The sequence below is a fragment of the Ruegeria sp. YKSD179 genome (assembly GCF_059612885.1).
Genome location: NZ_JBXWRL010000010.1, coordinates 94,339 through 121,189, shown reverse-complemented (window position 1 = coordinate 121,189; position 26,851 = coordinate 94,339). Strand labels below are relative to the sequence as shown.

Here is a 26,851-nt window from a genome sequence, read left to right as displayed (position 1 = left end):
TCTGGGCCGTCGATCAGCAGCGTGCAACATTTTACGCGTACGCCTGTTTCTTCCAATTTGACCTTACCGTGAAAGTCTTTGGACAGGTCAACAAAGCGTGGCAGATCAGCCTCCAAAGGCGTCGCGTCCCTGCCTAATTCGGTACCGAAAGCGCGATAGGATTTTTCCTGGCGCAACCAGTTTTGCGCGCGGGCACCGACAAGTTTCATTCCATGCTTCTCACCAGCTTGCTCCAGCAGATCAAACAGGTAGTTCTGCATCTCGATCGGGTGGTGCAGTTCCCAGCCCAATTCGCCTGTATAGGCCACGCGGATCGCGTTGACCGGACACATGCCCAGTTCGATCTGACGCGCCGACAGCCACGGGAAGCGCTTGTTGGACAACGCAGTTTCCGGATCGGCGTCTTTGATAACTTCTTTCAAAACGTCGCGTGACTTGGGTCCGGCGATTGCAAAGACACCCCATTGGCTTGTCACATCCTGGATTTCGATGTAGCCGAATTCGTCCATCTTGTCTTCGGCCGCCTTGCGTAAAAAGTCTGCATCGTACTCGGTCCATGCACCAGCGGAGACAATGTAGTAGTTGTTCTCGCCGTTACGGACGATCGTGTATTCGGTACGCGTGGTGCCATGTGCTGTCAGCGCGTAGGTCAAGTTTATGCGACCGACCTTGGGCAACTTGTTGCAGGTGAACCAGTCCAGGAATTGGGTCGCTCCGGGGCCTTTCACGACATGCTTCGTGAAAGCAGTCGCGTCGATCAGCCCAACGCCATTACGTATCGCTTTGGCTTCTTCAACTGCGTACTGCCACCAACCACCGCGGCGAAAGGAACGGCTTTCTTCGTCGAAATTTGACGGTGCGTTTAGTGGGCCAAAGTAGTTGGGGCGTTCCCATCCGTTGACCCAGCCGAACTGTGCACCGCGCGCTTTCTGTCGGTCATAGGCAGGTGCCGTCCGCAGTGGGCGGCAAGCCGGGCGTTCTTCGTCAGGGTGGTGCAAGATGTAGACGTGGTCGTAGCATTCTTCGTTCTTGCGGGCTGCGAATTCGGTAGTCATCCAATTGCTGGAATAACGCTTGGGATCCAACGAGGCCATGTCGATCTCGGCCTCACCGTCGACCATCATCTGCGCCAGATAGTAACCGGTGCCGCCCGCAGCAGTAATGCCAAAGCTGAATCCTTCAGCCAACCACATGTTTCGCAGACCCGGCGCAGGACCAACCAGTGGGTTGCCGTCCGGGGTGTAGCAAATTGGACCGTTGAAATCGTCTTTCAGACCGCTTTCTTCGCAAGATGGAATACGATGGATCATGGCCATGTACTGGCTTTCGATCCTCTCCAGATCAAGCGGGAACAGGTCAGCGCGGAAGCTGTCCGGCACGCCATATTCAAAGCAAGCGGGCGCATTCTTTTCGTAAACACCCAAAATCCATCCACCGCGTTCTTCGCGCACATAGGATTGAGCATCTGCGTCGCGAACAACAGGATGCTCTGCCCCACCACTGGCACGGTAATCCACCAAAGCAGGGTCTTTGTCCATTACGATGAACTGGTGTTCAACAGGGATTGCCGGGATTTTGATACCCAGCATCCTTGCAGTACGTTGGGCATGGTTACCCGACGCAGTTACGACATGTTCGGCAGTTATTACCACTTGCTCGTCACCGGGTACAAGATTTCCGCCTTGTTCGATCATCTTAGTGCAAGTGACTTCCCAATGGGCGCCGGTCCAGTGGAAAGCATCTGCCTGCATCTTTCGCACAATCTCGACACCACGCTGGCGTGCGCCCTTGGCCATGGCCTGCGTAACATCGGCCGGGTTAATGTACCCATCCGTGTTGTGATACAAAGCGCCCTTGAGATCCTCGGTACGGATTAACGGCCAACGCGCCTTGATTTCGTCGGGGGTCAGCCATTCATAAGGAACACCGCAGGTCTCAGCAGTCGAGGCATAGAGCATGTATTCGTCCATGCGCTCATCCGTCTGGGCCATACGAAGATTTCCCACAACGGCAAAGCCAGCATTCAGGCCGGTTTCTTCTTCGAGCGTTTTGTAAAAATCGACTGAATACTTGTGAATATGAGTTGTCGCGTATGACATGTTAAAAAGCGGCAACAGACCGGCGGCGTGCCAGGTAGAGCCCGAGGTCAACTCGTCACGCTCAATCAGCATAACGTCATCCCAACCGGCCTTGGCCAGATGATAGGCGATCGAGGTTCCGATGGCGCCACCGCCAACGACCAGTGCTTTGACTTGGGTTTTCATTAGCCCGCTCTCCGGATTAAATCTGTTTGGCAAGGTTTATGCCGAACAGAACGCCGAACCGCCAAGTCCATCCGACGCTATTGCGCACAAAACCGACTTTCTGGGAATCGTTCGCATAGCAGTGCCAACGCTCAGCTTGTTCCGGCGACCTCAAATGATCTTACCGGGATTCATAATGTTGTCTGGGTCCAACGCGGTTTTGATCGCTGACATGAAGTCTATTGCCGGGCCAAGTTCTTTGACAAGATAGGGTTTCTTTCCCTGCCCTATCCCATGCTCTCCGGTACAAGTACCGTCCATCGATATTGCGAGATCATTTAACCACCCGACAAACTCTTCGGCTTTTGTAACTTCGTTGTCGTTTTCCATGTCGAGCAAAACCAGCGTATGGAAGTTTCCATCGCCAACATGTCCTACTATTGGCGCCATCAAGCCAAGCTGCGCTGCCTTGCGCTGAGTTTCAGTCACGCATTCAGCCAGACGAGATATCGGCACGCAGACATCCGTAGATATCCCCCTTGCGCCAGGCCGTAACTGCAGGCTTGCCCAATACATATCATGTCGGGCTTGCCAGAGCTTGTTGCGTTCTTCGGTAGTCGATGTTGCTGCAAAATCGGTTCCACCGAATTCTTCGGCTATTTGGCCAAAGGTTTCGGCTTGCTCTGCTGCTCCGCTGTCAGATCCGTGGAATTCCAGCAGAAGCAGTGGCGTTTCAGGCAAGGTCAACCCGGAATAGGCATTTGCCGCGCGTACTGACATGTCATCAAGAAGCTCGATCCGCGCAACCGGGATTCCATATTGAATAGTCATTATCACCGCCTGACAGGCCGCATCAACCGATGGAAAGGAACACCTGGCTGAAGTTATGGCCTCAGGAATACCCTGCAATCGAAGTGTGAGTTCGGTGATAATGCCCAGCGTACCCTCGGCTCCAATCAAGAGACGAGTCAGATCATATCCCGCCGACGACTTTTTCGCGCGTTGGCCCGTCCGAATGATCTGTCCGTTTGGCATAACTGCTTCAATGCTAAGGACATTATCCTTCATCGTGCCATAGCGTACCGCGTTGGTACCTGACGCCCGGGTCGCAGCCATTCCGCCCAACGACGCATTGGCGCCCGGATCAATTGGAAAGAACAATCCCTGGTCCCGCAACTGCATATTCAAGTCTTCTCGGGTGACGCCCGGCTGCACAACACAGTCGAGATCACCTGCATTAACCGACAAAACCTTGTCCATCTGGCCCAAGTCTACCGATATTCCACCTGCCGGAGCATTCACGTGACCTTCCAGCGAAGTTCCCGTTCCAAACGCGATAACCGGTACCTTATGCGCAGCGCAAGTTTTGACAATTTCCGAAACTTCCTCTGTCGAATGCGGGTAAACCACAGCATCCGGGCTTTGGTTGTCGATCCAGGTTGTGGTGTGACCGTGCTGTTCGCGGATTGCTGCGCCGGTTTGAAGCCGATCTGCGAAACGCTGTTTAAGTATGCCAATGACAGTTTCTATACCGGTTTCGTTGCGCGGAAGCGCTCGGGCGTGCACCATCCTGTTCCTCCCCAGATTACAAGTCGGCGTTACAGCATTGCGGGAACGACCTGATCCGGCGGGCGGTGGCCATCCTCGAAAGTCTTGATATTGATGATCACCTTTTCGCCCATCTCGATCCGGCCTTCCAGCGTAGCCGATCCCATGTGAGGCAAAAGAACCACGTTTGGCAGCTGTCGGAGTCGCGGGTTCACATCGGTGCCATGTTCATAGACATCCAAGCCAGCACCAGCGATCTCATTTGCGCGTATCATGCGGGTAAGAGCGTTTTCGTCGATAACCTCCCCGCGTGAAGTGTTCACGATCACCGCTGAAGGCTTCATCAGCTTCAGGCGCCTTGCGTTCATCAAATGGAATGTTGACGGAGTTGAAGGACAATGGATCGAAATAACATCCATCCGCGCCACCATTTGATCAAGGCTATCCCAATACGTTGCCTCCAGCGCTTCTTCGATTTCAGCCCGAAGCCTTCGACGGTTGTGATAATGCACCTGCATACCAAACGCGCTGGCCCGCTTTGCGACGGCCTGACCGATTCTGCCCATCCCCAGAATTCCCAAGCGGCGACCGCCAACCCGACCGCCCAACAAAGCAGTTGGCGCCCAGCCTGCCCAATCACCCTTTTGCATTACGCTCTGTCCCTCGGGGATCCGACGGGTGACGGCGAGGATCAAAGCCATGGTCATATCCGCGGTGTCGTCGGTCAAAACACCCGGCGTGTTGGACACAAGAATGCCCCGCTGACGGGCAGTCGATACGTCGATATTATCAACACCCGCGCCGTAATTGGCGATCAGGCGCAACTTTTCTCCAGCCTGCCCCAGAATACCTGCGTCGATCGTGTCAGTAATTGTCGGAACAAGCACATCTGCTTCTTTGACAGCAGCAATAAGTTCTTCACGCGTCATTGGCGCATCAGTGTCCCGCAACTGAACATCGAACAGCTCACTTAATCTTGTTTCAACTGCCTCAGGCAACCGTCGCGTTACAACAACACTCAGACGTTCTCTTGGCACCTCGGATCTCCTACCGCTTTGCAATCAGTTGCGCGCCATGGCATCGTGGCGCAGGATCACACGGGGCACAAGAACCCCATGTCCTTAGATGCGACCTTTTTTCGAAGCACCACAAACAGGCTTAAGAGCAGGCAGGCAGTGATTGCTAATTTTTCGATTAAACGCCTCGTTCCGGCGGTTATTTGTATATTGATTGTCGCGTTGAGCGTATCTGCCGCCAACGCACAGGACAGGCGCGGCCAAGTAACCAATTTACCACTGCCGCGCTACGTCTCGATGAAAGCAGCCGAGGGCAACGTGCGCCGCGGTCCATCACTGACACATCGAATCGACTGGGTATTCAAACGTCGCGGGATGCCACTGCAGATAACAGCGGAGTATGGCAACTGGCGTAAGGTTCAGGATCGTGACGGCGCTGGGGGCTGGGTGCATTATGCGCTGCTTTCAGGAGTGCGAACCGTATTGATCGAACCGGACTTGCTGCCGATTTACGCCACGCCAGACCCTAATTCACAGGTCAACGCGCATTTCGAGTCAGGAGTGGTGGCAAGGCTAGGCTCTTGCACGATTGATTGGTGCCGCATCTCCGCCGGAGGATATCGGGGCTGGACACTCAAAGCCAACCTTTGGGGTGTGGAACAATCCGAAGTTAGGGAATAGTGGGCATTTCTTAGAAACCGCGTTCCTTTCCAATCCGTATCCCGTGATTTATTCGTTATCATCAAGCCGCAGGTCTTAAGTTTCGACATACGCAATAGTTGCCGTCAGTAAACGCCTACCATACGGCTCGCTCGATCCTTTGCGTGGAAATTTGAAGACTGATACTTTGCCCGTATCTGATGAAAGGTTGAGGGCTTGAAAATATTTCTTCAGCGGTATCGATTTTTACTGAAAACCTCTTGAACCTGATAAACATCAGTCGTAGATAGCCGCTCACCGTTGGGGTGTAGCCAAGTGGTAAGGCAGCGGTTTTTGGTACCGTGTATCGTAGGTTCGAATCCTACCACCCCAGCCACCTTTATCCATTAAGTACATGTTTTTAATTTACTAAGTTACTTGTCGAGTTTTTCATTCCCACCAATATTCCCACCAGCGCCGTTGTTTCCGAGATTTGGCTTCTATCGATTGAACAATCGACTCTCGCCGATTCAAGATGGCCGTAGGGCGGGTCTAACAATAGGCCATGAAGGCACTAGACCGCGTAGATAGCCAAATTCTTACATGGTCGAAATTAGGAGTTTGTAAATTTGGACGTCCGCTATCCGCTCCTAAGCTGTCACCTGACCAAAAGACTCAGATGACTGCTTTGAGCCCAAAGCAGACATGAATGCGTTGCTAGGAAGGGTAGCCAAATCGTCAACTGACGGTATGATCAGTTGCGGCACGCGGCGCATGTAATATCACTAGATGTTGGAGTGCGGACGAAGCCCCCACAAGGTCCGAGACACTATCCAAAACAGTTACTCGTCTACCAAAATCCTGCCCGGCTGCCCCTTTTCGTGAATCCTGAAAACGATAATCGTCGCGCCTTCGTCTCCGGAACGGGCGGTATGAACCACATTCAACGGCACAATTCCGACTTCGCCTGCTATAATTTCTTTATCGTCTTCCCCGTCCAGCAAAAGTGTTACGCTGCCTTGTAGCATGTAGGCAATTTCTTCTCCGGGATGCCAATGTTTGGGTAAGGTCACGTTGGGCGGCAGCGCGACGTGGCTGACGATCACTTCCAATCCGTCAGCGCCTTCTAGGGCATTTGCCAACAAGTCTTGGATTTCCGGGGCTTTCAGGTCAGTCGTTTTCGGAGCCTCGTGTGCCGTTGCCATCGAGACCGAACCTGCGGCAAGCAGTGGGGCTAATGCCCGGAGTTTTTTCATAAGCCCATTTCCTTCCAGATGAGGCTTTACCATGACATGCCAACCTTGAAGAAATCAACATTACCATTGGGGTCTTCGGGCCTAGGTCCCTCCCATAGATCGGAGGTGTTTAAGCAGCGATATCGTCCGCAGAGCATACGTTCACGCCGAGTTCAGCGAAGGATTGCCTAGAGCCCGACGGAGTCATTTGCATTGTAATCTTCGAGGCTACGATCAATCTCCTAACCGGGAGCGCTTGGCCATTGGCATACAACCGAGCTAAATTGGCAGTAGTAGATCAGTGGAACATTATGACTTATCCAATTCGCTGGGGCGTTCTTGGGACCTCAAAATTCGCGAAGGAACTCATGGCTCCAGCAATTCACACACCTGTTTTTCGGGCGTTGAGTTTTTCAAATTATGCTAAGGTGTAGTTTTCGCCTAAATGTCCATTTCATGTTGGAGCAAATGCTTCTTTCCGCGCGAAATTCGATTTTGTTAGTGTTGGCACTCATGTTTGTTTTCAGTGCAGCAATGTTCCATTTTTTGAACATTCCGGTCACCACACCTGAAAACATGGCCAATTTTCTCCGGTCTTTCGGGCTTTGGGGGCCGCTGGTGGTTATCGCGTTGATGATAGTACACAGTTTCATTCCTTTCCCGGCAGAACTGTTGGCCGTCTGTGCAGGTGCTGTTTTCGGAACTATTTGGGGTAGCGCAATGATATGGGTCGGTGCCATGTTTGGAGCGTTGACCGCTTTTGCGCTGTCCCGCTGGCTTGGCCGGGCAGTGGTTCAAAACTGGATTTCAGATGACCACGCCAAATTGTTTGACAGGTGGACTGACGATCACGGGGCGCTGGCGCTACTCGTGTCTCGTTTCATTCCAGTGATCGCCTTCAATCTGATAAACTACGCAGCTGGTTTGACGCGTGTGCGCTTGTGGACGTTCGTCTGGACCACGGCCCTGGGTATCCTACCGGTAACTATACTTTCGACCTATCTTGGTTCGCGGATGAAAACTCTTGAGTGGCCTTCGCTACTCGCAATGTCCGCTGCCTGCATAGCCCTTGTTCTGATGTTGCATGTTGTTGCGAAAAGACGGGGGTGGATCTAGCGCAACGGCCCTCTAACTCCAGGTTACAATTTAGCCGGAATCAAGCTTTTTCCCATAGCCTTTTGAAGAGGTGGAACGGACCTCAGTCAAACTTAGGATTTAGTACTGGAAGACACATATCTACCCCTCCAATGGGTCAAAATTTAATAAAGGATTTGAAATGACTGACGTTCCAGTAATAGCGGCAAAAAAACCCAAAATGGTCGATCTTGAAGAGGGGAAGACGTACACATGGTGCCGTTGCGGGCGTTCAGCCAACCAACCTTTCTGCGACGGATCACATCGTGGAACCAACATCACGCCCGTAAGTTTCACCGCCCAAAAACCCGGTCGGGCAGCCCTTTGCCAATCTAAGGCCAGCGCCAATGCACCTTTCTGCGACGGCACACATGCAAGCTTGGGGGATCTGGCGATCGGTGATCCGGCACCCAAACCGAAGGAATCCGGAGCACCTGCGGCTGTTCCGACACCAGAGGAGCCCACGGTCGCACGCATTCATGAACTGGCCCGTGACGGGCTGTCCAAACTGGGTCACCACGGAGAAATGGGCGCCATGGGTGTGCCGAGAAAGGACTTGCCGCATTGGGACGACATCCAGATCCTGCCCGCGCAGATGGCCCGTAAGCCGCTGCTGGACGACCAGCCTGTTGCAACCGGGGTTGTCATCGGACCAAGAGCTACAAAGCCCCTGCAACTAGACATACCGCTCTTTGTGTCCGACATGAGCTTCGGCGCGCTGTCGGAAGAAGCCAAGACAGCGCTCGCCCGTGGGGCTGAAATGGCCGGAACCGGGATCTGCTCTGGCGAAGGCGGCATGCTGCCGGAGGAAAAGGCCGAGAACAGCCGCTACTTCTATGAACTCGCATCCGCGCGGTTCGGCTGGCGGCCTGATCTTGTCGAGACCGTACAGGCGTTTCACTTCAAGGGTGGCCAGGGGGCAAAGACCGGCACCGGGGGCCATCTGCCGGGCGACAAGGTTCAGGGCAAAATTGCCGATGTTCGAGGCCTCGAACCGGGACAGGACGCGATTTCACCGTCGACCTTTGCGGACCTGAACACGCCGACCGATTTCCGCAAAGTCTCGGACGAGGTGCGCGAACGCTCTGGCGGCATTCCTATTGGGTTCAAACTTTCCGCCAATCACATCGAAGATGACATCGACTTCGCTCTGGAGGCCGGGGTCGACTATATCATCCTGGACGGGCGAGGAGGTGGCACCGGTGCGGCACCGCTGATCTTCCGCAACCACATCTCGGTCCCGACAATTCCGGCATTGGCCAGGGCCCGCCGTCATCTGGATTCCAAGGCGGGTCGCGAGGTCACGTTGGTCATCACTGGCGGGTTGCGGGTCGCCGAGGATTTCGCCAAGGCACTGGCGCTTGGAGCGGACGCGGTTGCGGTATCGAACTCCGCCATGCAGGCGGTAGGATGCATCGCGGCACGCATGTGCAATACGAACAATTGTCCGGTGGGTGTGGCCACGCAAAAGTCCGAACTCCGGGCCTTGCTCGACGTGCAAGTCGGCGCCCAGAAACTCGCCCGCTATTTCGGAGCGTCGGTCGAACTGATGCAAGTCTTGGCCCGCGCTTGCAGTCATTCGAGCCTGAGCGACTTCAACTCGGATGACATCACAACCTGGAAACGCGAGATGGCGGATCTGAGCGGAGTGCGATTTGCGGGTGTGCGGGATCTTATAACGTAGGCACAGCAGTCGCTTCACCGCTCGAATGTCTGGATTGGGGAGGTGGCGCCAAAGCAGTGCGTACAGGCGCGAGGGCCTGCCCTGGGTCGGTCGCCCGACTTTGCATAGTCTGGAATCTGAGCAGTACGCCCGTTCCAAATTGGTTAGGCTGCATCTGCGGAGAAGGACATAAAAGTCCGCATAGCAGTCGTCCACACCGAGTGCAGCGAACGTCTGCTCTGAGCCCAAAATACAAAATGCTTCAACGCGCTTTAAGGTCAGCGATGCGCAGACAGCGGACTTTGCAAAATTCAGCGGACGGCCCAATTCGGACGTCGCCCGATGGGCGTCGTTGCTGCGTTGCAGCCCGCCATTCGCCGCGAGCGCCACGCTAGAAAACAATTCGACGCGAGCACATGACTTTGCCGAAACCACCTGCCATGAGGCCAGAGATTGTTCCATTATCGATTTCCAGATCGATTTTTATCAGGCTCGGACTCGCCGGGTTCATAAACACCCCTTGTTCGATTTGAAATGATCGTTGAGATGATCCGACAAAGTCGTGCAATACACACGCTAAAGGCCCCGCAGCCATCCCCGTCGCAGCTTCTTCTTCAATCGCATATCTGGGCGCAAACATGCGGGTTGTCGCGTCTCGGTTGGTCGCTGATGGGTCTGTTGTAAAGACGTAATAGCCGATCAGATCCAGTTGTTCGCTGATTTGTGTGATTTTGGCGAAATCTGGTTTCACCTTGGCAAGACCTTCGGCATAAGCGAGGCCGATAACAATGAAACTGTTGCCGGTATTGACCAAAACCGGTGGGATCTCCTGATCAAGTTGATGTCTGCTGATCCCAAGGGAGTTCAGTACATCGTCGATGCTTACACCCTTTTCCGCCCATTCCTCTGGTATCGCGTATTTTGGGGCCAGTTGTTCCATATAGGCGGCACCTTCTTTCATGAGTATGCGCCTCGGCCCATCAACCGTCTCCTTCGAGGTGTTGGGATTGGGAATCCGGCCTAGCGCATCAAGGCGCGAGAAGGCGGCGATTGTTGCGTGACCGCAATGAGCAATGCGCCGGTTTGGTGTGAAGAAATCAAGTTTGAAGCCTTCAGTCTCAGACCGAGAGACAAAGGCCGTTTCGGACAATCCAACCCTTGCCGCAACGGCTTGCATATCCTGTTCACTCAATTCATCAGCGTCCAGGACGACGCCTGCGGGATTTCCTCCGGCGCCACCGTCGACAAAGCCGTGTACGATTTCCACTGTTACCTCTACGGCAGTATTTGTTTGCGTATTCATTGACTTACTCCATGCGTGAGGTCGCACCTTTGAGCGCGGTGCGGCCAGTTCCACGTCAGTTGCTAGCGGTGGTGATGCGGTTCAGAAAGGCGGTCATCTGCGCCGCAATCTCGGGCCCGTACTCTTCGAGTGCAAAGTGTCCCGTATCGAGCAGATGAAACTCGAGATCATTCAGATCGCGTTGATAGGGATAGGCGCCTTCGACCGGAAAGATGTGATCATTTTTGCCCCACATCAGCAGCGTCGGGGGTTGATGTTCGCGAAACAGCGCTTGCCATTTTGGGTACTCGGCAACGTTGGTGCCGTAATCCAGAAAGAGTTCAAGTTGCACCTCTTGATTGCCATCGCGGTCAAGCAGGTATTGGACGTGCCAATAGTTATCCGGGCTGATCAACTCGGGTTTTTGAACTCCGTGGGTGAACTGCCATTTGGTGGCATCTAGAGTGAGGAATCCACGAAGCTGGTCGCCATTCTCTTGCGATGGCTCGGCCCAATAGGCTTTGATGGGATCCCAGAACTCGCGCAGCCCTTCTTCATAAGCATTCCCGTTTTGAATGATAAAGCCAGTGACCCGTTCGGGTTGTTCCGCAAACATACGGAAACCAACCGGGGCACCGTAATCCATCAGATAGACCGCGTATTGATCGATACCTTTCCGGTCGAGCAGCGCCGTCATCATTCCAGAGATATTTGCGAAAGAATACTCGAAGTTTTCGGCCATCGGCATGTCCGACGCGCCAAATCCGGGGAAATCGGGCGCGATCACGTGGTAGTTCTTGGCCAGTTCCGGGATAAGGTTACGGAACATATGCGAGGAAGTCGGAAAGCCATGAAGCAGCAGGACGGTGGGCCTGCTCGGATCTCCGGCCTCACGATAAGCGATACTGACTTCGTCGATTTGTTCGGTGCGGAAATAGACGGCCCACATGGCCTCAATTCCGGTCCCTGCTGCGATTGCAGGAGCTGGTGCAATTGGTGCAGCGATTGAAAGCGCGAGAATGCTGGCGCTCAGGATGGATTTCAAATTGCGCGACATGGGTATTTCCTTTCATTGGGTTACGGGGGGCGCGTCTGAACACGCCAGGATTGACACGGGTCAGTTTTGCTGTCCGAGCGACGCTTCGAGCCTTGCGTTTCGTGCTTTCAGCGCTGCCAGCTCAGTGCGAAACGGGGTCAGATAATCTTCAAACTCTTCAAAGGTCAGGCGTTGGGGGATGTGCTGCGGGCAGTTCCAGTCCATCGCTTCAAGCTTGATCACAACCGCCCGCTCCGGGTCAGCGCGATAGTCCGGCGCTCTCAGGCGCTGCATCAAGGCCGGATCGTCCTCGGCACCAATGATCATCGCCCGACCCCAGATCTTGAGACGCTTCTGATTGGGGTAGTCCATCAGGATCAGCGAGATGCGGTCATTGCCCAGCAGATTCCCAGTGCTGAGATACTGCCGGTTGCCGCGGAAATCGGCATAGGCAAGTGTCCGTTCATCCAACACTTTCAGAAAACCCGTTGGACCGCCGCGGAATTGCACATAAGGCCAGCCGGTTTCTGAGACCGTGGCCTGATAGAAGCCGTCCCTTTGCGCGATGAAGCTGGCCTCAATCGGGCTGATCAGGTCCTCGTGACGGGTGCCTTCCAGAAACTTCGCGTAGCCGTTCGCTGAACCATTTTTGGCCTGCGTTTCGCGCACGGAAGGCGTGAAGCTGATCTCTGCAAAGGGTCGTGCCATTGAATTCTCCATCTCGGTCTGGGCGATGCCCTGGGACTGAGGTGAAGTTAATCAGAGCTTCTATGTTGCGGAATTCAGATACTTGGCAATATATTATTCCAAAAAGTGGAATAATGCTGTGGACCGATTTCACGCGCTAAACGTCTTTGTGAAGGTGGCCGAGTTGAAAGGTTTTGCCGCGGCGGCCCGCCACCTCAACATGTCACCGCCAACAGTGACCCGAATGGTTTCCATGCTTGAGGACAGCCTGGGGATCCGTCTTTTTGTGCGCACCACGCGCTCGGTGATGCTGACTGATAGTGGACAAAGGTTTTTTGAGGATGCCAGACGTATTTTGGCTGATCTTGAAGAGGCCGAGCGCGCCGCTTTCGGTTCCTATGCCGAACCCACCGGGGAACTAAGTGTCACCGCATCGGTCTTGTTTGGTCGTATGTTCATCACTCCGCTTCTGGGCGAATTTCTGGATCTTTATCCGAAGCTATCGGCACGCACGCTTTATGTGGACCGCGTAGTAAATCTGATTGATGAGGGTCTCGACGTTGGTATCAGAATTGGCAACCTCGCTGATTCCAGTTTGATGGCCGTTAGGTGCGGTGCGGTAAATCAAATACTATTTGCGTCGCCATCTTACCTTGAATCGCATGGCAAACCTGAAACTCCGGATGATTTGTCCTGCCACGCCATCATTAATTCTACTGCCCTGAATGCATCCGGCCAATGGCATTTTCAAAGCGGTAGAAAGAGCATAACCAAACGAGTGAACCCACGCATCAGCATGAATACTAATGACGCCGTGATTGAGTTGGCGTTGCAAGGTCATGGGATCGGACGGCTTTTGTCGTATCAGGTGGCACCCTACATTGCAGATGGGCGGCTCAAGACTGTCATGAAGTCATATGAGCCACCCGAGGTTCCCATCCATCTTGTGCATCAAGAGGGTCGAACCGTGTCTGCGAAGGTACGCGCTTTTGTTGATTTTGCGGTCGAACGTCTCAAATCGGATTCCCTTATTGGCCAGAACCAAACTCAGGCCTAAGCGCAAGACCAACAATTAGGCAAAATCGCGCTATTCAGCCGCCGCCGCGGATGAGGCGGTCCATGCATTTGGGACAAACGCATCATCCAAAGCCGTTTCCGCCACATGGTTCGTATAGTTCGACAGGATTTTCAACGCTGTGCCAAGGATGACTTCCAGCATGGTCTGGCGGGTATAGCCAGCCGTCAGAAACGCCTCGACCTGTGCGTCGCTGGGCCAGCCACGGCTTTCGTTGATCACGATGACGAATTTGCGCAGTGCTTCCAATTTGGGGTCGGCGATAGGGCTGCCATCGCGTAACGCTGCGATCACGTCTTCGGGGACACCGGCCATCTGTGAAAGAGTGGTATGGGCGGCCATGCAGTACTTGCACCCGTTCAACCGGTTGTTAGTCATAAGGATGATCTGGCGCTCAGTCTCTGACAGGCTGGTCTTTCCAAAGATGTTGGAAAGTGTCGTATAGCCTTCCAATATTGCGGGCGCTTCGGCCATGGCCGCATAAAGGTTGGGCACAAAACCATATCCTTTCAGCGATGCTTCCAGAATTGGTTTCGCGGCATCAGGGGCTGAGGCGATTGTATAGGTCTCAAAATCAGTCATGTCTGGTTTCCTTTGGGAAGAGTTTTCGACGCACGCAAATTGTCATTGCGGACAGGGCGTCTTGGAGAAATGCCGGCCTTTTGGGGAGGGGAGAGGCAGCGGTGGCTCCGACCGGCAAAAGCCACCAAATTCCTCGATCAAAGGCTGCCGACAGGCGTGTGGTGGATGTCTGCCCACTTGGCATGGGCGCCTTGGATCACGGTCTCTTTGTCCTCAAGGTACTTCTTGAAGATGTCCTCATTCACAAAGAGATAGAGCTTGTTGTCCACGATATCGGCATACCGAACATCGCCATCAAGCTTCTTGCCTACATAGACGCCAAAGGCGCAGAACCCGCCGAATTGAGGCAGATGTGCCGTCGGATCCGCCTCGAATGTGGCTTGCGCTGCCTGCGACGCAAAATAGTAGTCCACTCCATCATGGGCCGATGTAAAAGTGGCGTTGCCCATTTCGGGTTTTTCGGCTTCAAACATCGATACAGGATCGACGCCATGCATGCCGAGGGGCTGCCCGGTCAAGGTAAGACTGTTCGAAACGTTGTATTCATCGTCAGCCAATGCCGCCGCCGCCAGGGCGAGCGTCAACGCTGTTGTAAGTGCGGCAAATGTAAAGATGCGTGTCATGATATGTCCTTTCAGGATGTCAGGATCAAATTTGAAGATCGATTTGGGTCAGGCCGATTGGCCAATGCGCTCAACCGCGTCGTCGGTCCACCAGACGCCGTTGGCGACCATTCGGAAGTTGATTATGGCGGCGAGATACCCGTCACCTTCAGGCACCTTGGCCCCGGCTGTGGCATCGCGAACGACAGCGACTTCGTAGCCCAGCTCCAGCAGCTCGTAGAGATGCGCCTGCGTACACAGGTTCGCCGACATCCCCGCGAGGATCACCTTGTCGATCTTGCGTTTACGCAATTGCAGGTTCAGGTCATTCTGAGCAGGGCTGTAAACCTTGTGTGGCGAGCAAATGATGGTTTCGCCATCCTCGATGTACTTCTTGTATTGCGGCATCCAGTCGGCACCTGAGCCCTCGAAGTTGTCCAAATTGAGCGGTCCCAGGCGGTCAAACATGCCGATGCTGTGCATCGTGGCTTCCAGAGTGCCCTCGAACTCCCACTTGTGGTCATGCGGGTAGTAATAGTGGGGCGAGATGAAGACCGGCATCCCCGCAGCCTTGGCGGCAATGAAAAGCCGTTCGATATTGTCGACCGTGCCCTGTTCGGTCACGCTTTCGCCAACGACACCCCACGTCACACCGTCCTCTGACAAAAAATCAATCTGGGGGTCGGTCACCACAAGCGCAGTACGCCCCGGCTCAATGGTCATGTCGATTTGGGGAAGGCCTGGATTTTCCGGGTCAGCATAGTAGGCGCGTGCTTCGTCGGTCGCGGCAAGGGCCTGCCCGCCAGCCACTATTGTTGTACCTGCCGCGGCCGCACCGGCGGCTTGTTGCAAGAGTCGCCGGCGCGCCATATCAACGCGTTCGGGCGTGACTTCGCAAGCGCAGCTTGCTCTATGTTTGTGGTCATGATTGCTCATTGCAAATTTCCTTTGTCTGAGAGGGGCAAATGGGTTTGCTTTACTCGGGAGCGCCCCAGGTGGATCTGACAAAGAAGAAGTTAGGCGCCACATCGATTGAGGTATCGGCCCGCCCTGCCAAGGTTTTGGCCGAACCTGCCATGTGGTCTTGAGGTGTGTGCCTAGTCGGAGGTCGCCTGCTGCCTGAATCGTGCCGGAGCCTGGCCAACCCAGCGCTTGAAGGCGCGGCTGAACGTGCTCTGTTCCGAAAACCCGGTCATAAAGGCGATCTCGGCTATGGAAGCCTTACCGTCACGGAGCAGGTCACGAGCGAGTGCAACTTGTGCCTGACCAAGAACGTCGCGATAGGTCAGCCCTTCTTCGGCCAACCTGCGGTAAAGAGTGCGCTCGCTCATTCCCATCTCTTGGGCGACATGCGCCGCCTGCGGTGCGCCGTTACTTAGGGCTGGCGTAAGCCGGTGGACAATTGCTTGGCTCAGTGAGGTGTCGTCATCGCGAGAGTTGAACTCCTCATCCAGGTGCTTCGTCATGAAATCTGACAAGCCCGGATCGCCAAGACGATTTTCGCTTTCCAGCATAGCAGGGCGCATAGCAATGGCGTTGTGGGCGCTCCCAAATCGAACCGGGCACCCGAAATATTCGGCGTAATGTTCTGGCTCTTGTCTGCATGCATGCTGAAACGTGACATATGCGAGCGACAACCCATCACCCACAAACCGATGCATGTTCCTCGCAAAGGCCGCAAGCGCGCATTCGTTGCGCAGCTCCAAGGCGGCGCGATGTGGTGTTTGTCCTTCAAAAATCCAAAGAACCGGGTCGCCGGTTTCATCAAGTTTGTAAACTGCGGTGTCCGTGACGAGACGAAAATAGCGCTCGATCCGTTGCAATGATTGCCGCAAGGTCGGAGCTGTCTTAACGGCCAAGCCAAGTACGCCGAGATCATCGGTCGCAATCGCGTTTGCATAGGCCTCAACCAACGCGGCCTCGTCCGCTTGTTGCGCACGAATCCAATCTATCAAATCGAAATACGCATCATCCGCCAATTGGCCGTCTTGAGCTTCTGGTAAACGCAGCACGACAGCGCCATTCGAAATCAGGGCGCCATCGTCGTTCAGCGTCATCCCGGCGGCGTTGGCCATCGCGCGAGCGAATGCGTAAGTTACACTTGCCATACAGTGAGATTAGCACTGGAAAGCTCTTTCACACCAGATCGTCCAACCCTGTGATAGGTATAATAAATAAAGACAGCCTCGATCTTCGGGCGCTTGAGGATAAATGCGCCAAACTGATAAAACTCGTCATCAGGTTTTCTGAACGGTATCGTCCGAAAGCGTGCGGAAGCATGCAGTCATAGAGGTCATGATAGATGGGCGAAATTTTTATATCTGTGCTGCTGCCGCTCGCAGTTGTTGTCATCATGTTCTGCCTTGGCCTCGGACTCACGGCGGCCGACTTTCAACGCATCGGACGACGTCCACGTGCCTTTTGCGTCGGGGCTCTCAACCAGATCATTTTGCTGCCTTGCATCGCTTTGATGGTGATCTTTATCTTTGGGATTTCCGCCGAGACAGCCGTTGGTATTATGATTTTAGCGGCCTGTCCGGGCGGGGCGATCAGTAACATCGTAACCAAGCTTTCGAATTGGGATGTTGCTTTGTCCGTTACTCTTACAGCAGTCTTCAGTCTGACTTGTGTCGTTACCGTACCGCTTATCCTGGGGTTTTCGATGCAGATGTTCATGGGGGCAACTGCGCCCGCTATCGACATCTCTTCGACGGCTTTAGCAATGTTTTTTTTAACAGCTTCTCCAATCCTAGTCGGGGTGACCGCGCGGTCATTGGCGCCGCGGATTGTAGCCGCTGTCGAACCAGTCTTTAGCAAGGTCTCTATGCTACTTTTTGCACTGGTCATTGGAGGCGCGATCATTTCAAACTGGGTGGTGGTCGCGGATAACTACCTTAGGATTGGACCCGCACTATTTGTTGCAGGTGCGTCACTCACGTTTATTGGCATCATGAGTTCAGGGATGCTCGGATGCACAGACATCGAGGCGAAGACGATTTCAATTGAGACCGGCGTTCAAAACGGAGCTTTGGGAATCGCAATTGCCACTTTGCTGTTGCCTAACACCAATGGGTTAAGCGAATATGCCATCCCATCCGCAATTTATAGCGTGGTCTGGATCGTAACAATGTTGCCTGTCTTCGCTTTCCTTGCGCGAAGAAGCCCAATTTCATGATCCTGACGCCTATTTGCTAGCTCTGGTTATGCGCTGAGCCAAGCCCCTTTGTTTCCATACCAGAGCGCCGTCTGGTCAAAGAGCGATCAAGGAGCTCCAAACCGGACATTCGCCCTAGAGTGTGCAGTTTCGTAGAGCGCAACAAACCTGCCGTTCAACGGCCTCGCGTCAATGCGAGCAAGGTAACTTGAAGCCGTCACTGCTCTGAACGGCTAATCAGCTTAGCACTGACCTTCAATATCCCGAGCCGACTATTCGTCTTTCGGACTGAACGACCTCTTCCAGCTCGATCTTGGCCGAACGATATGGCTTCAAACTAGGCTTCGACTACAACTTTAACGCCCAGTGGTCCGATAACAGCTTTGGTGAAACTGATGCCGTAGGTGGTATCTTCAGAGCCTTCTTTTCTTGGGATTTGTTGAACCGGTCGAATCCATCACGAAAAGGTACTTTGGATTTCAGAATTGAGAACCGCCACAAAATAGGAAGCGAATTGTCGCCCGAAGCACTTGTGCTGAATTTCGGGTGGGTAGGAACAACTGCGCCGGACTGGTCTGACCAGCAATGGGGTATCACCGTCTTAAAATGGCGACAAAGATTAGACGCTGGGAATACTCCGATTGAGGTAAGCGTCGGATACATGAGTGCCTTCTCGCAGTTCGACATTACGCCATACTCCGACAACCTTACGTCGTTTCAGAACAACAGTATTATCTTGAACCCTACTATTGGCTATCCGTCGACCGGTTCGTTCGGAATCTCGGGGTACATCGGCATTCCTCGCACCAACTTCTATGTTTTGGGCATGGTTATGGATGCCAATGGGCAATACGATAGCTTGAGCTTTGATACTCTTGGTGATGGCGAATACTTCAAAGCTCTTGAGTTTGGTTGGACCGATCAAAGCGTGTCCGATGCTTCGTTTTTGTTCAACAATGTTCACGTAGCTCTTTGGCACACCGACGATGACAATTACGGTGTGGGCCTAACAGGCAGCTATACGTTCGAAAATTCGCGCATTGGAACTTTTGCCCGACTTGCATGGGCAAACGAAGATGCCAGCACACCGTACCAAAGATACGCGGCCGCTGGTATTACGAAGGGCGTTTTCCGCGCGAGTGAAGTGGGACTTGGAGCTAGTTGGGGTCGTCCACCGAATTCAGATGAAGACCAAGTCGCAGTCGAAGCTTTCTATCGCTGGCAGGTCGCTCAGAACTTCGCGATTACTCCAAGTATACAGTACTTGGATAATCCAGCATTTAACTCAAGCGACGGTACGGTGACTGTTCTTGGGTTACGAGCGCGGCTGACATTTTGAATTGGCGAAGGCGCTGCATTCGGTAGTATGACCTCGGAAATTCCGAATGCACTCGCTGCATCTAGCTCTCAAGGCTACTGTAGCTCGGGACGAGTTTTGCCAATGCCGTTCAGTGAATGATAGTCTGCTCTCGGGAAACGACTTGAACTTTGCAAAGTCCGCATCCTGCGCATCGCTGACCTTGGTGCTGAGTACTGCGGCGCTTCGATGCCGAGGCAGTTCTGCGCCGCTGTTTCAGCTAGACCATTCTCGATTAAATGTTTGATTTGTAGAGCTGCGTAGTTCACCAAGGGTCGATTGAACCCGATACAGCAGATGCGTCATCCGACTAGATGGATGTCACCTGGTGTGAGCGAACGTTTTTCCGGTAGTGTCCCAAACTTAATGCCCTCGATTTCTAGCTTGTCGCGTATCGCAACCAGTTCATCTAACTTGTCACGTTTATGGCCCTTTGCATTACTCAATCCCGCAAAGGGCCTCACTGAGGAACCTGGGGTTCACGCGAAGGTCTGAGATGCGCAGTAAGCAGACTTTGCAAACTTTAGCGAAATGACCACGACCAAACTTGAATTGTAGTTCTGACGCAACCCGACCAGAAATCATGTTCTTGAGGAGTTGGTGGTCCACCCAAGCAACGGATGGAGGTTGAAACGGAAGTTTTCCGACGGACAGATTATTGGAATGATCAAGAACTGTGACGCGTACGCTAAGGCTTAGCAGCCGGCGTTGTATCCTAGCAGAAATTGCGATTTCTTTATGAATCGCAAGTCAGTTATTCTCGAACTTAATGGCCACAGTTTGATCCGCTTCGAGAGAAACTGTCCATCCAGTTCCCACTAGTTTCGCAGCGAGAGTTACACATTTTGAGTTCACCAGAAGGACGTCGGTTTGACCTATAAGTGGAAGTACACCACCGAAAGTACCAACGTAATCCCCTTCGAAGTCATCCAAGGGCTCCAAGCCATAGACCTCACCGACAATTTGCATCGTACTGGAACCCGTCTCGCCAAACTTCAATCCGCGTGCCGAGAATTTATGCTCCTCACCGTTATTGAGAGTTAAGACGCCTTCGCCCCATCGGTAGCCGACAAAAAAAGATCGCGTTTCACCCTGCAAAGTAAAAGTTCCCGATTTCTCGGGGTTTTCGGGACACTCGATGCTAGCCGTCTGAGCGGAAGATGACGAAACTGTTAGACACAATAGACAAGCGGCCGCCACTGCTGTGCTCAGAGAATTCGCCGAGTAATGTATCTCGCTGCACATTTTGCGCTCCTGACAATCAGCTGCCTAATGTGAAATTGGTTTGCAGAATGAGCGTCTTGTCAAGTGTTTGTCCTTGTGTAACGAATAATAGACCTCGTCAGGTCGTAATAATGTCGGCTTGGAAAACGTTTGGAGTTGTCTTTATGCTCATCGTTCTCAGCCTCTACGCGATTCTCGTCTACTTGATCTTTGGCCGCTTTAAGCTGCTTCCTTGGAACGGCACTTGGAAATCGATCATAGCCTTGTTGGGGCTTGTAATCGCATTGGTTGTCATTGGAGCGCTCAACTATCTGACACCTTCGGGTCGAGTGGCTGTACAGGGTGTAACAATAGAAATTACTCCGAATATTTCAGGAACAGTTACCGAGATCGGCGTGAAAGCAAACGAGCCTGTTCAGAAAGGCGACCTACTGTTTCGGATTGACCCAACACCTTATGCCGCAGAGGTCTCCCGAGCTGAGGCTGCGTTGGTGGATGCAAGGTCAGCAGCCGAAGGTCTACAGGCTGAACTTGAAGCGGCTGAGGCTGACATTGAGCGTATCGAAGCCCAGCTAGAATTCGGATTCCAACGCCGCGATGACATCGTTCAGCTTGCGGAAAGGGGTGCCAGCACAGAATTCCAAATGCAGGAAGCGGTATCAAATATCGAACAGCTTGAAGCCAGCCTCGATGCCGCCCGCGCTCGGAAACGTGGGATTGAGATCCGTATTGGCTCGGAGGTCGAAGGCGTAAACGCAGCGGTTGTACAAGCAGAACAGGACTTGGTTTTGGCACGCTGGAACCTGGAGCAAACTGTTGTTATCGCGCCGGATGATGGGTTGGTCACAGCGTTAACGCTTCAACCAGGCCAACGAGTGACTAGCTTTCAACCTGCCGTAGCATTCTTGCCAAACGTGAGCCGCGCCCTTACGGCCGTTTTCAGTCAAAGCGGAGCCCATGCCTTCGAAATTGGCAGCGAGGTCATGGTTGCGATGCAGTCGCTGCCAGGTACTTCATTCATTACTACAATAGAGGCAGTTATTCCCGGAACGGCCGAAGGAACACTGAGTGGCGCCACCGGTACGCTTCCTTCAGTCGGTCAACTCGTTGGGACCAACCAATTCGCCGTGCGTCTTGCTCTTCCAGAGGACCTGCCGACCCATGCGACTCGGCTTGGGATGTCGGGTTCAGCCACAATGATCACTGATGGCGCTGGCCCGGTTGAACTTCTTGCTCGGGTTCTGTTTTGGCTACGCATGCAATTCAATTATCTCTGAGGTTGAACCTCAAATGACTAAAGCTTCCTGATTGCCAGTGCCAAAGATAGATCTTGCTGCATTGAGCGGGAGTCGCGTTGGCGCATTGCATTAATTGGTTGATGAGGTTCGGTACTTTAGCGTCCGTTTCTCAGCCGGCGTGAAAACCGCTTATTTCCTTTGAAGGCTTACTTTGTTGTTAACACGTGGTCTCAAGCTATCGATGCACGTCTCAAGCCCGAAGCCCTCAGCAGTTGAACTGCCACTGCTGAAACCAATTTGCCGAAATCGACTTGGAAAAATGAGGAAGCAATGACGCTATTCTCGCAAACTTGGCCTATCGACGGCCATTGGCCGAGCTTAGTTCAATCTGTCCTTCGACCAAGAGTTTTAGTCGCAAGCTTCGAAGCCGAGAACGATCTTTCGCGGATAGCTCCGAAAAAAGCTCCCGTTCACCAACCTGATAGGCGACGAACGTCCGGACCCGCATCTCCAATTGCTCACCCTCGAAGCCAAGCGCCCGAAACAGACCGCGAATATGCTCAAGCCTTTTGTTCATTTCTTTCCGCCAGACACGTCGAACCTTTGAATCTTGGCGAGCCCACTGGCGAATTGCGTTGTCGTATCGGCTGAGATCGGCCTGGTCTACGACTTCAGCAACGATAGCGAGCTTCTCAGCCGGCGAAGCCTCAGCAAATCGTCGCTCTTTAAGGAAAGGAGTACCATCAAGTTGCAGCCAATGATCGAGCAAGGCTTTGTGCAGGTCCGCCCTGTCACGAAAGTGATAGTAGAAACCGCTTTTGGCCACGTTCAACTTATCGGCAAGGCGTTCAACACGGACTGCTTCAATCCCTCCGGCCCGAAGTAGGTCGAGCGAGGCGTTTAACCAATCTTTTTTGCTGACACGCTTTTTAACCAAAACACTATTACCTTTGATCTGTATCAAATTCAGCAGTTATCTAATCCATCTAAAATATACAACTATACGCAACCGTATATTTTTATAGACGGTAGCGTATAGTATGCTTTACTAAGCCTGTATACAAATTTGAGGGGGAGACTATGAAACAAGGACTTAGAACAAGCGCCGCACTCGCGGTACTTATGGCTATTGCAGCTCCAGCAAGCTCCTTTGAACCCGACGGCCCCCATTTGGTAAACGCACAGCGTAATGCTGAGACTTGGGCCGCTGAAGATGCCGAAATTGATGCAAAGCTTGCGGCATTGGAGGAGAAGTTCGGAAAAAAACCCAACATCATTTATATACTGACCGACGATATCGGCTGGGGTGAGTTGGGTTGGCAAGGCGGTGGAAAGCATCGTGGCACACCTTCGGAAACTCTGGACAAGATTGCATTTGAAGGGATGAGGTTCTGGTCGGGTTACGCCGAGCCATCATGCACACCAACCCGTATCGCCATCAACACGGGCCGCCACCCGGTTCGCACAGGTCTTTTGACTGTTCTATGGCCAGGACAGGTCGATGGGTTGTCGCCTGAAGAAGTCACGACAGCAGAAGTTCTATCCGAGGTCGGCTACCAAACCGCGATGTGGGGTAAATGGCACCTTGGTGATTTGCCCGAACATGCTCCGGAAAACCAAGGGTATGATTACGCGTACTATGGCCTCTTCAATGGAGCCCCGGACTATTGGCAGGCATCATATGAGGATCAAAGCGGTACATTTCCCTTCGCTGACTTCCCCGGAAACGAAAGCTATCTGGAAGAGGCGGGTATCGATCTTTCTATAGGTGGTTATATCGGCAGGAAAGGCGAGGGTCGCACCCCAATCGAAGGTGCAGCTGGGACGCTCTCACCAGAAAGGCAGGAAGCTTTTGAAAACGAGTCCATCAGCCAGATCACAGAATATGTGAAAGAACACGCCGACGACGAAAACCCATTCTTCATCTACTGGGCCTCATACGCTCAGCAAATAGCGCCAAGCCAAGAGTTCATCGACCACCCGATGGTGGACAAGAACAATCGTCAGGCGTCTTTCATGGCTTTGCACAATAAGCATGTCGGCCAATTGCTCGAAACTTTGAAAGCAGAAGGCATCGCTGAAAACACACTGGTCGTCTGGATCAGTGACAATGGCCCAATGTACGCCTTCTGGCCAACCGCTGGCTACACTCTGTTACGCGGTGCAAAAGGAGATGTTCTTGAGGGTGGGGTTCGGGTCCCTGCTATGGCCTGGTGGCCAGGTATGATCGAACCGATGCAAGACCCCATGGATGTAATTCATGTTACCGACCTGTTTACTACCGCGGCTCGGATCGGTGGCGCACTGGACAAAATACCCAGTGATAGGATCACCGACGGTATTGATCAGACATCGCTTCTTCTGAATGGAGAAGGTTATGGACGTCGACAGTTTATGGCCCACTACAGCGCCGATGTGCTTGGCGCTTTCCGATATAATGATCACAAGATCCACATCACAGAAGGTCATGGCGGGTTGCCGGGAATGGACTTCTACAACGTGAAGCGAGATCCCGGCGAAAAATACGGCGCAGCTTATCCTGGCCTTTGGGTGGTTCAACCGATGCAGAAGCTTTTGGGCATGCACTACGGTCGCGTCGAGCAGTTCCCTCACCGCGAACCAATCACTCCTGAGGAAGCACGTCTCAAAGCCCAACGTCACTAAGGTTACGAGATTTGAGACGCCCAATTGGCGGCTCGCCCAATATAGAAATCAAAATAGCCAAACGAGCTGACCTATGAAACAAACCATATCGAGACTTGCCTTAGCGACAATAACCGTACTCGCTTCGAAGCAAGCCATCGCGGAGCCAATTCCGCTCGCCGGACAAAGCGAAACAGAATGGCGTCATACTCTTGCGATCTATGCTTTCCTGCCAGCGAGAACCAGAGGGGACTCGACGGTTGCAGGAGTGACCGTCCCACTTGACCTGGATTTTGGCGATGCACTGGAACTCCTCGATTTCGCCGCAGCCGGTAGGTACGAAGCCTGGCGCGGCGATTGGGGTTTCATAATTGATGCCAACTATGTTTCGCTTGAAGCAGATGGCAGCCTACCCACACCTGGAAGCGCCTCGTTCAGCGCTGATATTCGTCAAGAATGGCTGGGTTTATATGCAGCGTACAAGGCCGTTGACGCAATCGGGGGTAATGGGGAGCGCTACGCCATCGATCTACAGGCTGGCGCGCGCTACAACTCGTTGCGCCAGGAGATTACAGTAACATCTCCGGCACCAATCCCTGTGTTGGGCGGCGATGAAGGCTGGTGGGAGCCGGTAATCGGTGCACGCGGGACTTGGGTGCTCAATGAGCGATGGACTGCAATCGCATCCTTGGAACTTGGCGGCTTTGGCGCAGGCGGCAACGACCTGCAAATCGGAGCCAATGTAGGTGTTGATTGGCGTCCGTGGGAAACAACTTCGCTGTTCTTTGGGTGGCGTTACTTCAGCATGGACTATAGCGACACGCTATCCACTGGGGCGTTCGAATATGACGTTGATCAGCACGGGCCGGTTCTAGGCGTCAAATTCAGATTCTAAAGCGTGAAAGGTTTGTTGGTGTAGCGGCCTGGTCTGAAAAACTTCGAGTTGGGTCCGTACCGCACTGCGCATGAAAGAGGGCCAAGAGAAATGAGGTGCCTTATTACCACGGTGCTTATCTGTGCGAGTGCTCTGTCCGGCTGCGCTAAACCGCGTGGCACCTTGGAGCAGGCATCTGAACAGCCGGCCGAATTGAAAACACAGTCTTTGTTGATAGCGACTTCTAGGGCGCCATTAGCTGGTCCCCCCTTTTTTTCCAGTCAAAGATCTCCCGTCACCCATTTTAGCCAAATTGAGGTTTCAATCCCGAGCAACCGTGATGTTGGAACGGCACCCTATCCTGGGCGCAGTGAGCCGGACCCTGAAAAACACATTCTACTGACGTCACATCAAAGCTTGAGTGGAGCGGATGAATTTGTCGGTTCAATAAACCAAAGTGCAAAGCGTCTGGGCACAACGAGAAAACAAGGTGCCATCCTCGTGCATGGGTACAACACAAACTTTGCGGAGGCGGTGGTCACCGCCGCTCAATTCACCTACGACCTAAATACGCGCGGTGTGAATATCCTGTACTCATGGCCATCGGCGGCTAAGGTTCCACTGTATCTTCAAGACCGAGAAAGAGCCCTGTTCGCGCGTGACTCACTCGCTGAGACTCTTGCTGCGACCTCGCGATCCTCACTCTCCGGATACATTGTGACCGGACACTCAATGGGCACGTTCCTTGTAATGGAAACATTAAGGTCGCTGGCACTTGCTAAAGACCAACGAACGCTCGCAAAGATTGATGCGGTTGTTTTGGTGTCGGCAGATCTTGATATTGGATTATTTCAGGAACAGGCAGAGGTTGTACTGGAAGCCGGTCTTCCCATTTTCGTCATTGTTTCGGATGACGACCAAGCACTAGCCCTTTCAGCACGCCTGCGAGGTCGGGAAAAAAGAGTCGGGGCTGTTCGTTCGTCGAGTGAACTTGGGGACGTTGAGGTATCAATTGTAGACTTGTCCGGAGTTCAGGATAGCCGACCTCTGGCACACAGCAAGGCGGCCGAATCCGAGCTTTTTCTCTCATATGTCCAGGCGCTTAACGAGCAAGGTGTGAACGTATTCGGAACTGCGAGCGAGCCAGGATTGTTCACCCGTGGCGTCCTTTTTGCGCAAAGAGGAGGAGATTTGCTGATCACACAGTAATAAGGCCAATGCCTTAACGTCGGCTGAAACCAAGGTCATGGGAAAGGAGGGGAACGAAATAAAGTTCTCACAAAAGTGGAAAAATGCGTTTGACGAAAGAGATCGACACTTGCTGGAGGCCCGGATTGACGACGGTTTTGAGTTCGTCCGACATCAAGGTCGCGGCAGTGTTTTCAAGAAGGAGATGTTGGACATTTGGTCCTCTGAAGGCCCTAGACCTGAGCGTCGGGACTATAGAATCCTCTATGAGAACGAAGACATCCTTGTGACGCATCAGTTTATGACTTTCACCAACGGCGAAAAGGAATCCGTGATGGTTGTCATGCATCTAAAGGACGGAAAACTCGTTCGAATGGAAACAGGCGCGACTCCGATGACCCGCTGACAACGCTAAGATCGGAAAAGAAACT

The 26,851-nt window shown here is 53.2% G+C and carries 25 protein-coding genes and 1 tRNA gene; 13 read left to right on the top strand and 13 right to left on the bottom strand.

The window, feature by feature from the left end; translation table 11 throughout:
• From AC2FNE_RS08265 to AC2FNE_RS08255, 3 genes are all read right to left on the bottom strand, one after another.
• Window positions 1-2,264: GcvT family protein (locus AC2FNE_RS08265; RefSeq protein WP_496805154.1), on the bottom strand; the 2,264-nt coding region annotated here is incomplete at its 3' end.
• A 150-nt stretch (window positions 2,265-2,414) separates the two neighbouring features.
• On the bottom strand, window positions 2,415-3,812 hold the full coding sequence (locus AC2FNE_RS08260; protein WP_170607344.1) for an FAD-binding oxidoreductase: 1,398 nt from the start codon (window positions 3,810-3,812) through the stop codon (window positions 2,415-2,417).
• Between the two features lie 29 nt (window positions 3,813-3,841).
• On the bottom strand, window positions 3,842-4,828 hold the full coding sequence (locus tag AC2FNE_RS08255; RefSeq protein ID WP_170478260.1) for a 2-hydroxyacid dehydrogenase: 987 nt from the start codon (window positions 4,826-4,828) through the stop codon (window positions 3,842-3,844).
• Window positions 4,829-4,969: 141 nt separating this feature from the next.
• On the opposite strand from AC2FNE_RS08255, the gene AC2FNE_RS08250 reads away from it, so the two are divergent.
• Both AC2FNE_RS08250 and AC2FNE_RS08245 read left to right on the top strand, forming a co-directional pair.
• Complete coding sequence (locus AC2FNE_RS08250) at window positions 4,970-5,488, top strand: SH3 domain-containing protein (protein ID WP_437436525.1); 519 nt, start codon at window positions 4,970-4,972, stop codon at window positions 5,486-5,488.
• Window positions 5,489-5,768: 280 nt separating this feature from the next.
• Window positions 5,769-5,843: transfer RNA gene (locus tag AC2FNE_RS08245), tRNA-Gln, on the top strand.
• 445 nt (window positions 5,844-6,288) lie between these two features.
• On the opposite strand, the gene AC2FNE_RS08240 is transcribed toward AC2FNE_RS08245, so the two are convergent.
• Window positions 6,289-6,702, bottom strand: coding sequence for a cupin domain-containing protein (locus tag AC2FNE_RS08240; protein WP_170389165.1), 414 nt, complete (start codon window positions 6,700-6,702; stop codon window positions 6,289-6,291).
• A gap of 513 nt (window positions 6,703-7,215) precedes the next feature.
• Between AC2FNE_RS08240 and AC2FNE_RS08235 the strand changes: the two genes are divergently transcribed.
• Both AC2FNE_RS08235 and AC2FNE_RS08230 read left to right on the top strand, forming a co-directional pair.
• On the top strand, window positions 7,216-7,797 hold the full coding sequence (locus AC2FNE_RS08235) for a TVP38/TMEM64 family protein (protein ID WP_170525501.1): 582 nt from the start codon (window positions 7,216-7,218) through the stop codon (window positions 7,795-7,797).
• A 160-nt stretch (window positions 7,798-7,957) separates the two neighbouring features.
• Window positions 7,958-9,499 (top strand): glutamate synthase-related protein, encoded by a 1,542-nt coding sequence (locus AC2FNE_RS08230; protein WP_496716020.1) that lies wholly within the window; start codon window positions 7,958-7,960, stop codon window positions 9,497-9,499.
• A 370-nt stretch (window positions 9,500-9,869) separates the two neighbouring features.
• Here AC2FNE_RS08230 and AC2FNE_RS08225 read toward each other — a convergent pair whose 3' ends face one another.
• The 3 genes from AC2FNE_RS08225 to AC2FNE_RS08215 are packed head-to-tail and all read right to left on the bottom strand — an operon-like array spanning window position 9,870 to window position 12,504.
• Window positions 9,870-10,781 (bottom strand): PhzF family phenazine biosynthesis protein, encoded by a 912-nt coding sequence (locus tag AC2FNE_RS08225; RefSeq protein ID WP_496716854.1) that lies wholly within the window; start codon window positions 10,779-10,781, stop codon window positions 9,870-9,872.
• Between the two features lie 55 nt (window positions 10,782-10,836).
• Window positions 10,837-11,817 (bottom strand): alpha/beta fold hydrolase, encoded by a 981-nt coding sequence (locus AC2FNE_RS08220; protein ID WP_496716855.1) that lies wholly within the window; start codon window positions 11,815-11,817, stop codon window positions 10,837-10,839.
• Between the two features lie 60 nt (window positions 11,818-11,877).
• Window positions 11,878-12,504, bottom strand: a complete 627-nt coding sequence (locus tag AC2FNE_RS08215; RefSeq protein WP_496805153.1) for a pyridoxamine 5'-phosphate oxidase family protein — start codon at window positions 12,502-12,504, stop codon at window positions 11,878-11,880.
• Window positions 12,505-12,622: 118 nt separating this feature from the next.
• Here AC2FNE_RS08215 and AC2FNE_RS08210 point away from each other — a divergent pair, with 118 nt between their 5' ends.
• Entirely contained in the window at window positions 12,623-13,540 is a 918-nt protein-coding gene (locus AC2FNE_RS08210; RefSeq protein ID WP_496716856.1) for a LysR family transcriptional regulator, read from the top strand.
• 30 nt (window positions 13,541-13,570) lie between these two features.
• On the opposite strand, the gene AC2FNE_RS08205 is transcribed toward AC2FNE_RS08210, so the two are convergent.
• From AC2FNE_RS08205 to AC2FNE_RS08195, 3 genes are all read right to left on the bottom strand, one after another.
• Window positions 13,571-14,140 (bottom strand): carboxymuconolactone decarboxylase family protein, encoded by a 570-nt coding sequence (locus tag AC2FNE_RS08205; RefSeq protein ID WP_170473744.1) that lies wholly within the window; start codon window positions 14,138-14,140, stop codon window positions 13,571-13,573.
• A 137-nt stretch (window positions 14,141-14,277) separates the two neighbouring features.
• Entirely contained in the window at window positions 14,278-14,763 is a 486-nt protein-coding gene (locus AC2FNE_RS08200) for a YHS domain-containing (seleno)protein (protein WP_496716857.1), read from the bottom strand.
• A gap of 48 nt (window positions 14,764-14,811) precedes the next feature.
• Window positions 14,812-15,678 (bottom strand): cysteine hydrolase family protein, encoded by an 867-nt coding sequence (locus AC2FNE_RS08195; RefSeq protein WP_496716858.1) that lies wholly within the window; start codon window positions 15,676-15,678, stop codon window positions 14,812-14,814.
• Window positions 15,679-15,707: 29 nt separating this feature from the next.
• On the opposite strand from AC2FNE_RS08195, the gene AC2FNE_RS08190 reads away from it, so the two are divergent.
• Window positions 15,708-15,830: a hypothetical protein gene (locus AC2FNE_RS08190; RefSeq protein WP_496805152.1), complete on the top strand. Its 123-nt coding sequence runs from the start codon at window positions 15,708-15,710 to the stop codon at window positions 15,828-15,830.
• A 9-nt stretch (window positions 15,831-15,839) separates the two neighbouring features.
• On the opposite strand, the gene AC2FNE_RS08185 is transcribed toward AC2FNE_RS08190, so the two are convergent.
• The gene (locus AC2FNE_RS08185) at window positions 15,840-16,850 is read right to left on the bottom strand and encodes an AraC family transcriptional regulator (RefSeq protein WP_496805151.1); all 1,011 of its coding nucleotides are present in this window, start codon (window positions 16,848-16,850) and stop codon (window positions 15,840-15,842) included.
• A gap of 194 nt (window positions 16,851-17,044) precedes the next feature.
• Between AC2FNE_RS08185 and AC2FNE_RS08180 the strand changes: the two genes are divergently transcribed.
• Window positions 17,045-17,917 carry a bile acid:sodium symporter family protein gene (locus tag AC2FNE_RS08180; RefSeq protein ID WP_496716859.1) on the top strand — a complete coding sequence of 291 codons (873 nt, stop codon included), beginning with the start codon at window positions 17,045-17,047 and terminating at the stop codon, window positions 17,915-17,917.
• A gap of 292 nt (window positions 17,918-18,209) precedes the next feature.
• Window positions 18,210-19,235: a carbohydrate porin gene (locus AC2FNE_RS08175; RefSeq protein WP_496716860.1), complete on the top strand. Its 1,026-nt coding sequence runs from the start codon at window positions 18,210-18,212 to the stop codon at window positions 19,233-19,235.
• A 768-nt stretch (window positions 19,236-20,003) separates the two neighbouring features.
• Here the strand turns inward: AC2FNE_RS08175 and AC2FNE_RS08170 are convergent.
• Window positions 20,004-20,498, bottom strand: coding sequence for a hypothetical protein (locus AC2FNE_RS08170; protein WP_496805150.1), 495 nt, complete (start codon window positions 20,496-20,498; stop codon window positions 20,004-20,006).
• A 143-nt stretch (window positions 20,499-20,641) separates the two neighbouring features.
• On the opposite strand from AC2FNE_RS08170, the gene AC2FNE_RS08165 reads away from it, so the two are divergent.
• A complete protein-coding gene (locus AC2FNE_RS08165; protein WP_170619605.1) occupies window positions 20,642-21,754 on the top strand; it encodes an HlyD family secretion protein in 1,113 nt (370 codons plus the stop codon).
• Window positions 21,755-22,070: 316 nt separating this feature from the next.
• Here the strand turns inward: AC2FNE_RS08165 and AC2FNE_RS08160 are convergent, their stop codons facing one another.
• Window positions 22,071-22,652 carry a TetR/AcrR family transcriptional regulator gene (locus tag AC2FNE_RS08160; RefSeq protein ID WP_496805149.1) on the bottom strand — a complete coding sequence of 194 codons (582 nt, stop codon included), beginning with the start codon at window positions 22,650-22,652 and terminating at the stop codon, window positions 22,071-22,073.
• Between the two features lie 143 nt (window positions 22,653-22,795).
• On the opposite strand from AC2FNE_RS08160, the gene AC2FNE_RS08155 reads away from it, so the two are divergent.
• The 4 genes from AC2FNE_RS08155 to AC2FNE_RS08140 all read left to right on the top strand — a co-directional run bounded on the left by AC2FNE_RS08155 (window position 22,796) and on the right by AC2FNE_RS08140 (window position 26,826).
• Complete coding sequence (locus AC2FNE_RS08155; RefSeq protein WP_496805148.1) at window positions 22,796-24,379, top strand: sulfatase-like hydrolase/transferase; 1,584 nt, start codon at window positions 22,796-22,798, stop codon at window positions 24,377-24,379.
• Window positions 24,380-24,452: 73 nt separating this feature from the next.
• Complete coding sequence (locus AC2FNE_RS08150; RefSeq protein ID WP_170461201.1) at window positions 24,453-25,253, top strand: hypothetical protein; 801 nt, start codon at window positions 24,453-24,455, stop codon at window positions 25,251-25,253.
• A gap of 90 nt (window positions 25,254-25,343) precedes the next feature.
• On the top strand, window positions 25,344-26,441 hold the full coding sequence (locus AC2FNE_RS08145; protein WP_496716862.1) for an alpha/beta hydrolase: 1,098 nt from the start codon (window positions 25,344-25,346) through the stop codon (window positions 26,439-26,441).
• A 37-nt stretch (window positions 26,442-26,478) separates the two neighbouring features.
• The gene (locus AC2FNE_RS08140; RefSeq protein ID WP_170608576.1) at window positions 26,479-26,826 is read left to right on the top strand and encodes a hypothetical protein; all 348 of its coding nucleotides are present in this window, start codon (window positions 26,479-26,481) and stop codon (window positions 26,824-26,826) included.
• Window positions 26,827-26,851 lie beyond the last annotated feature (25 nt).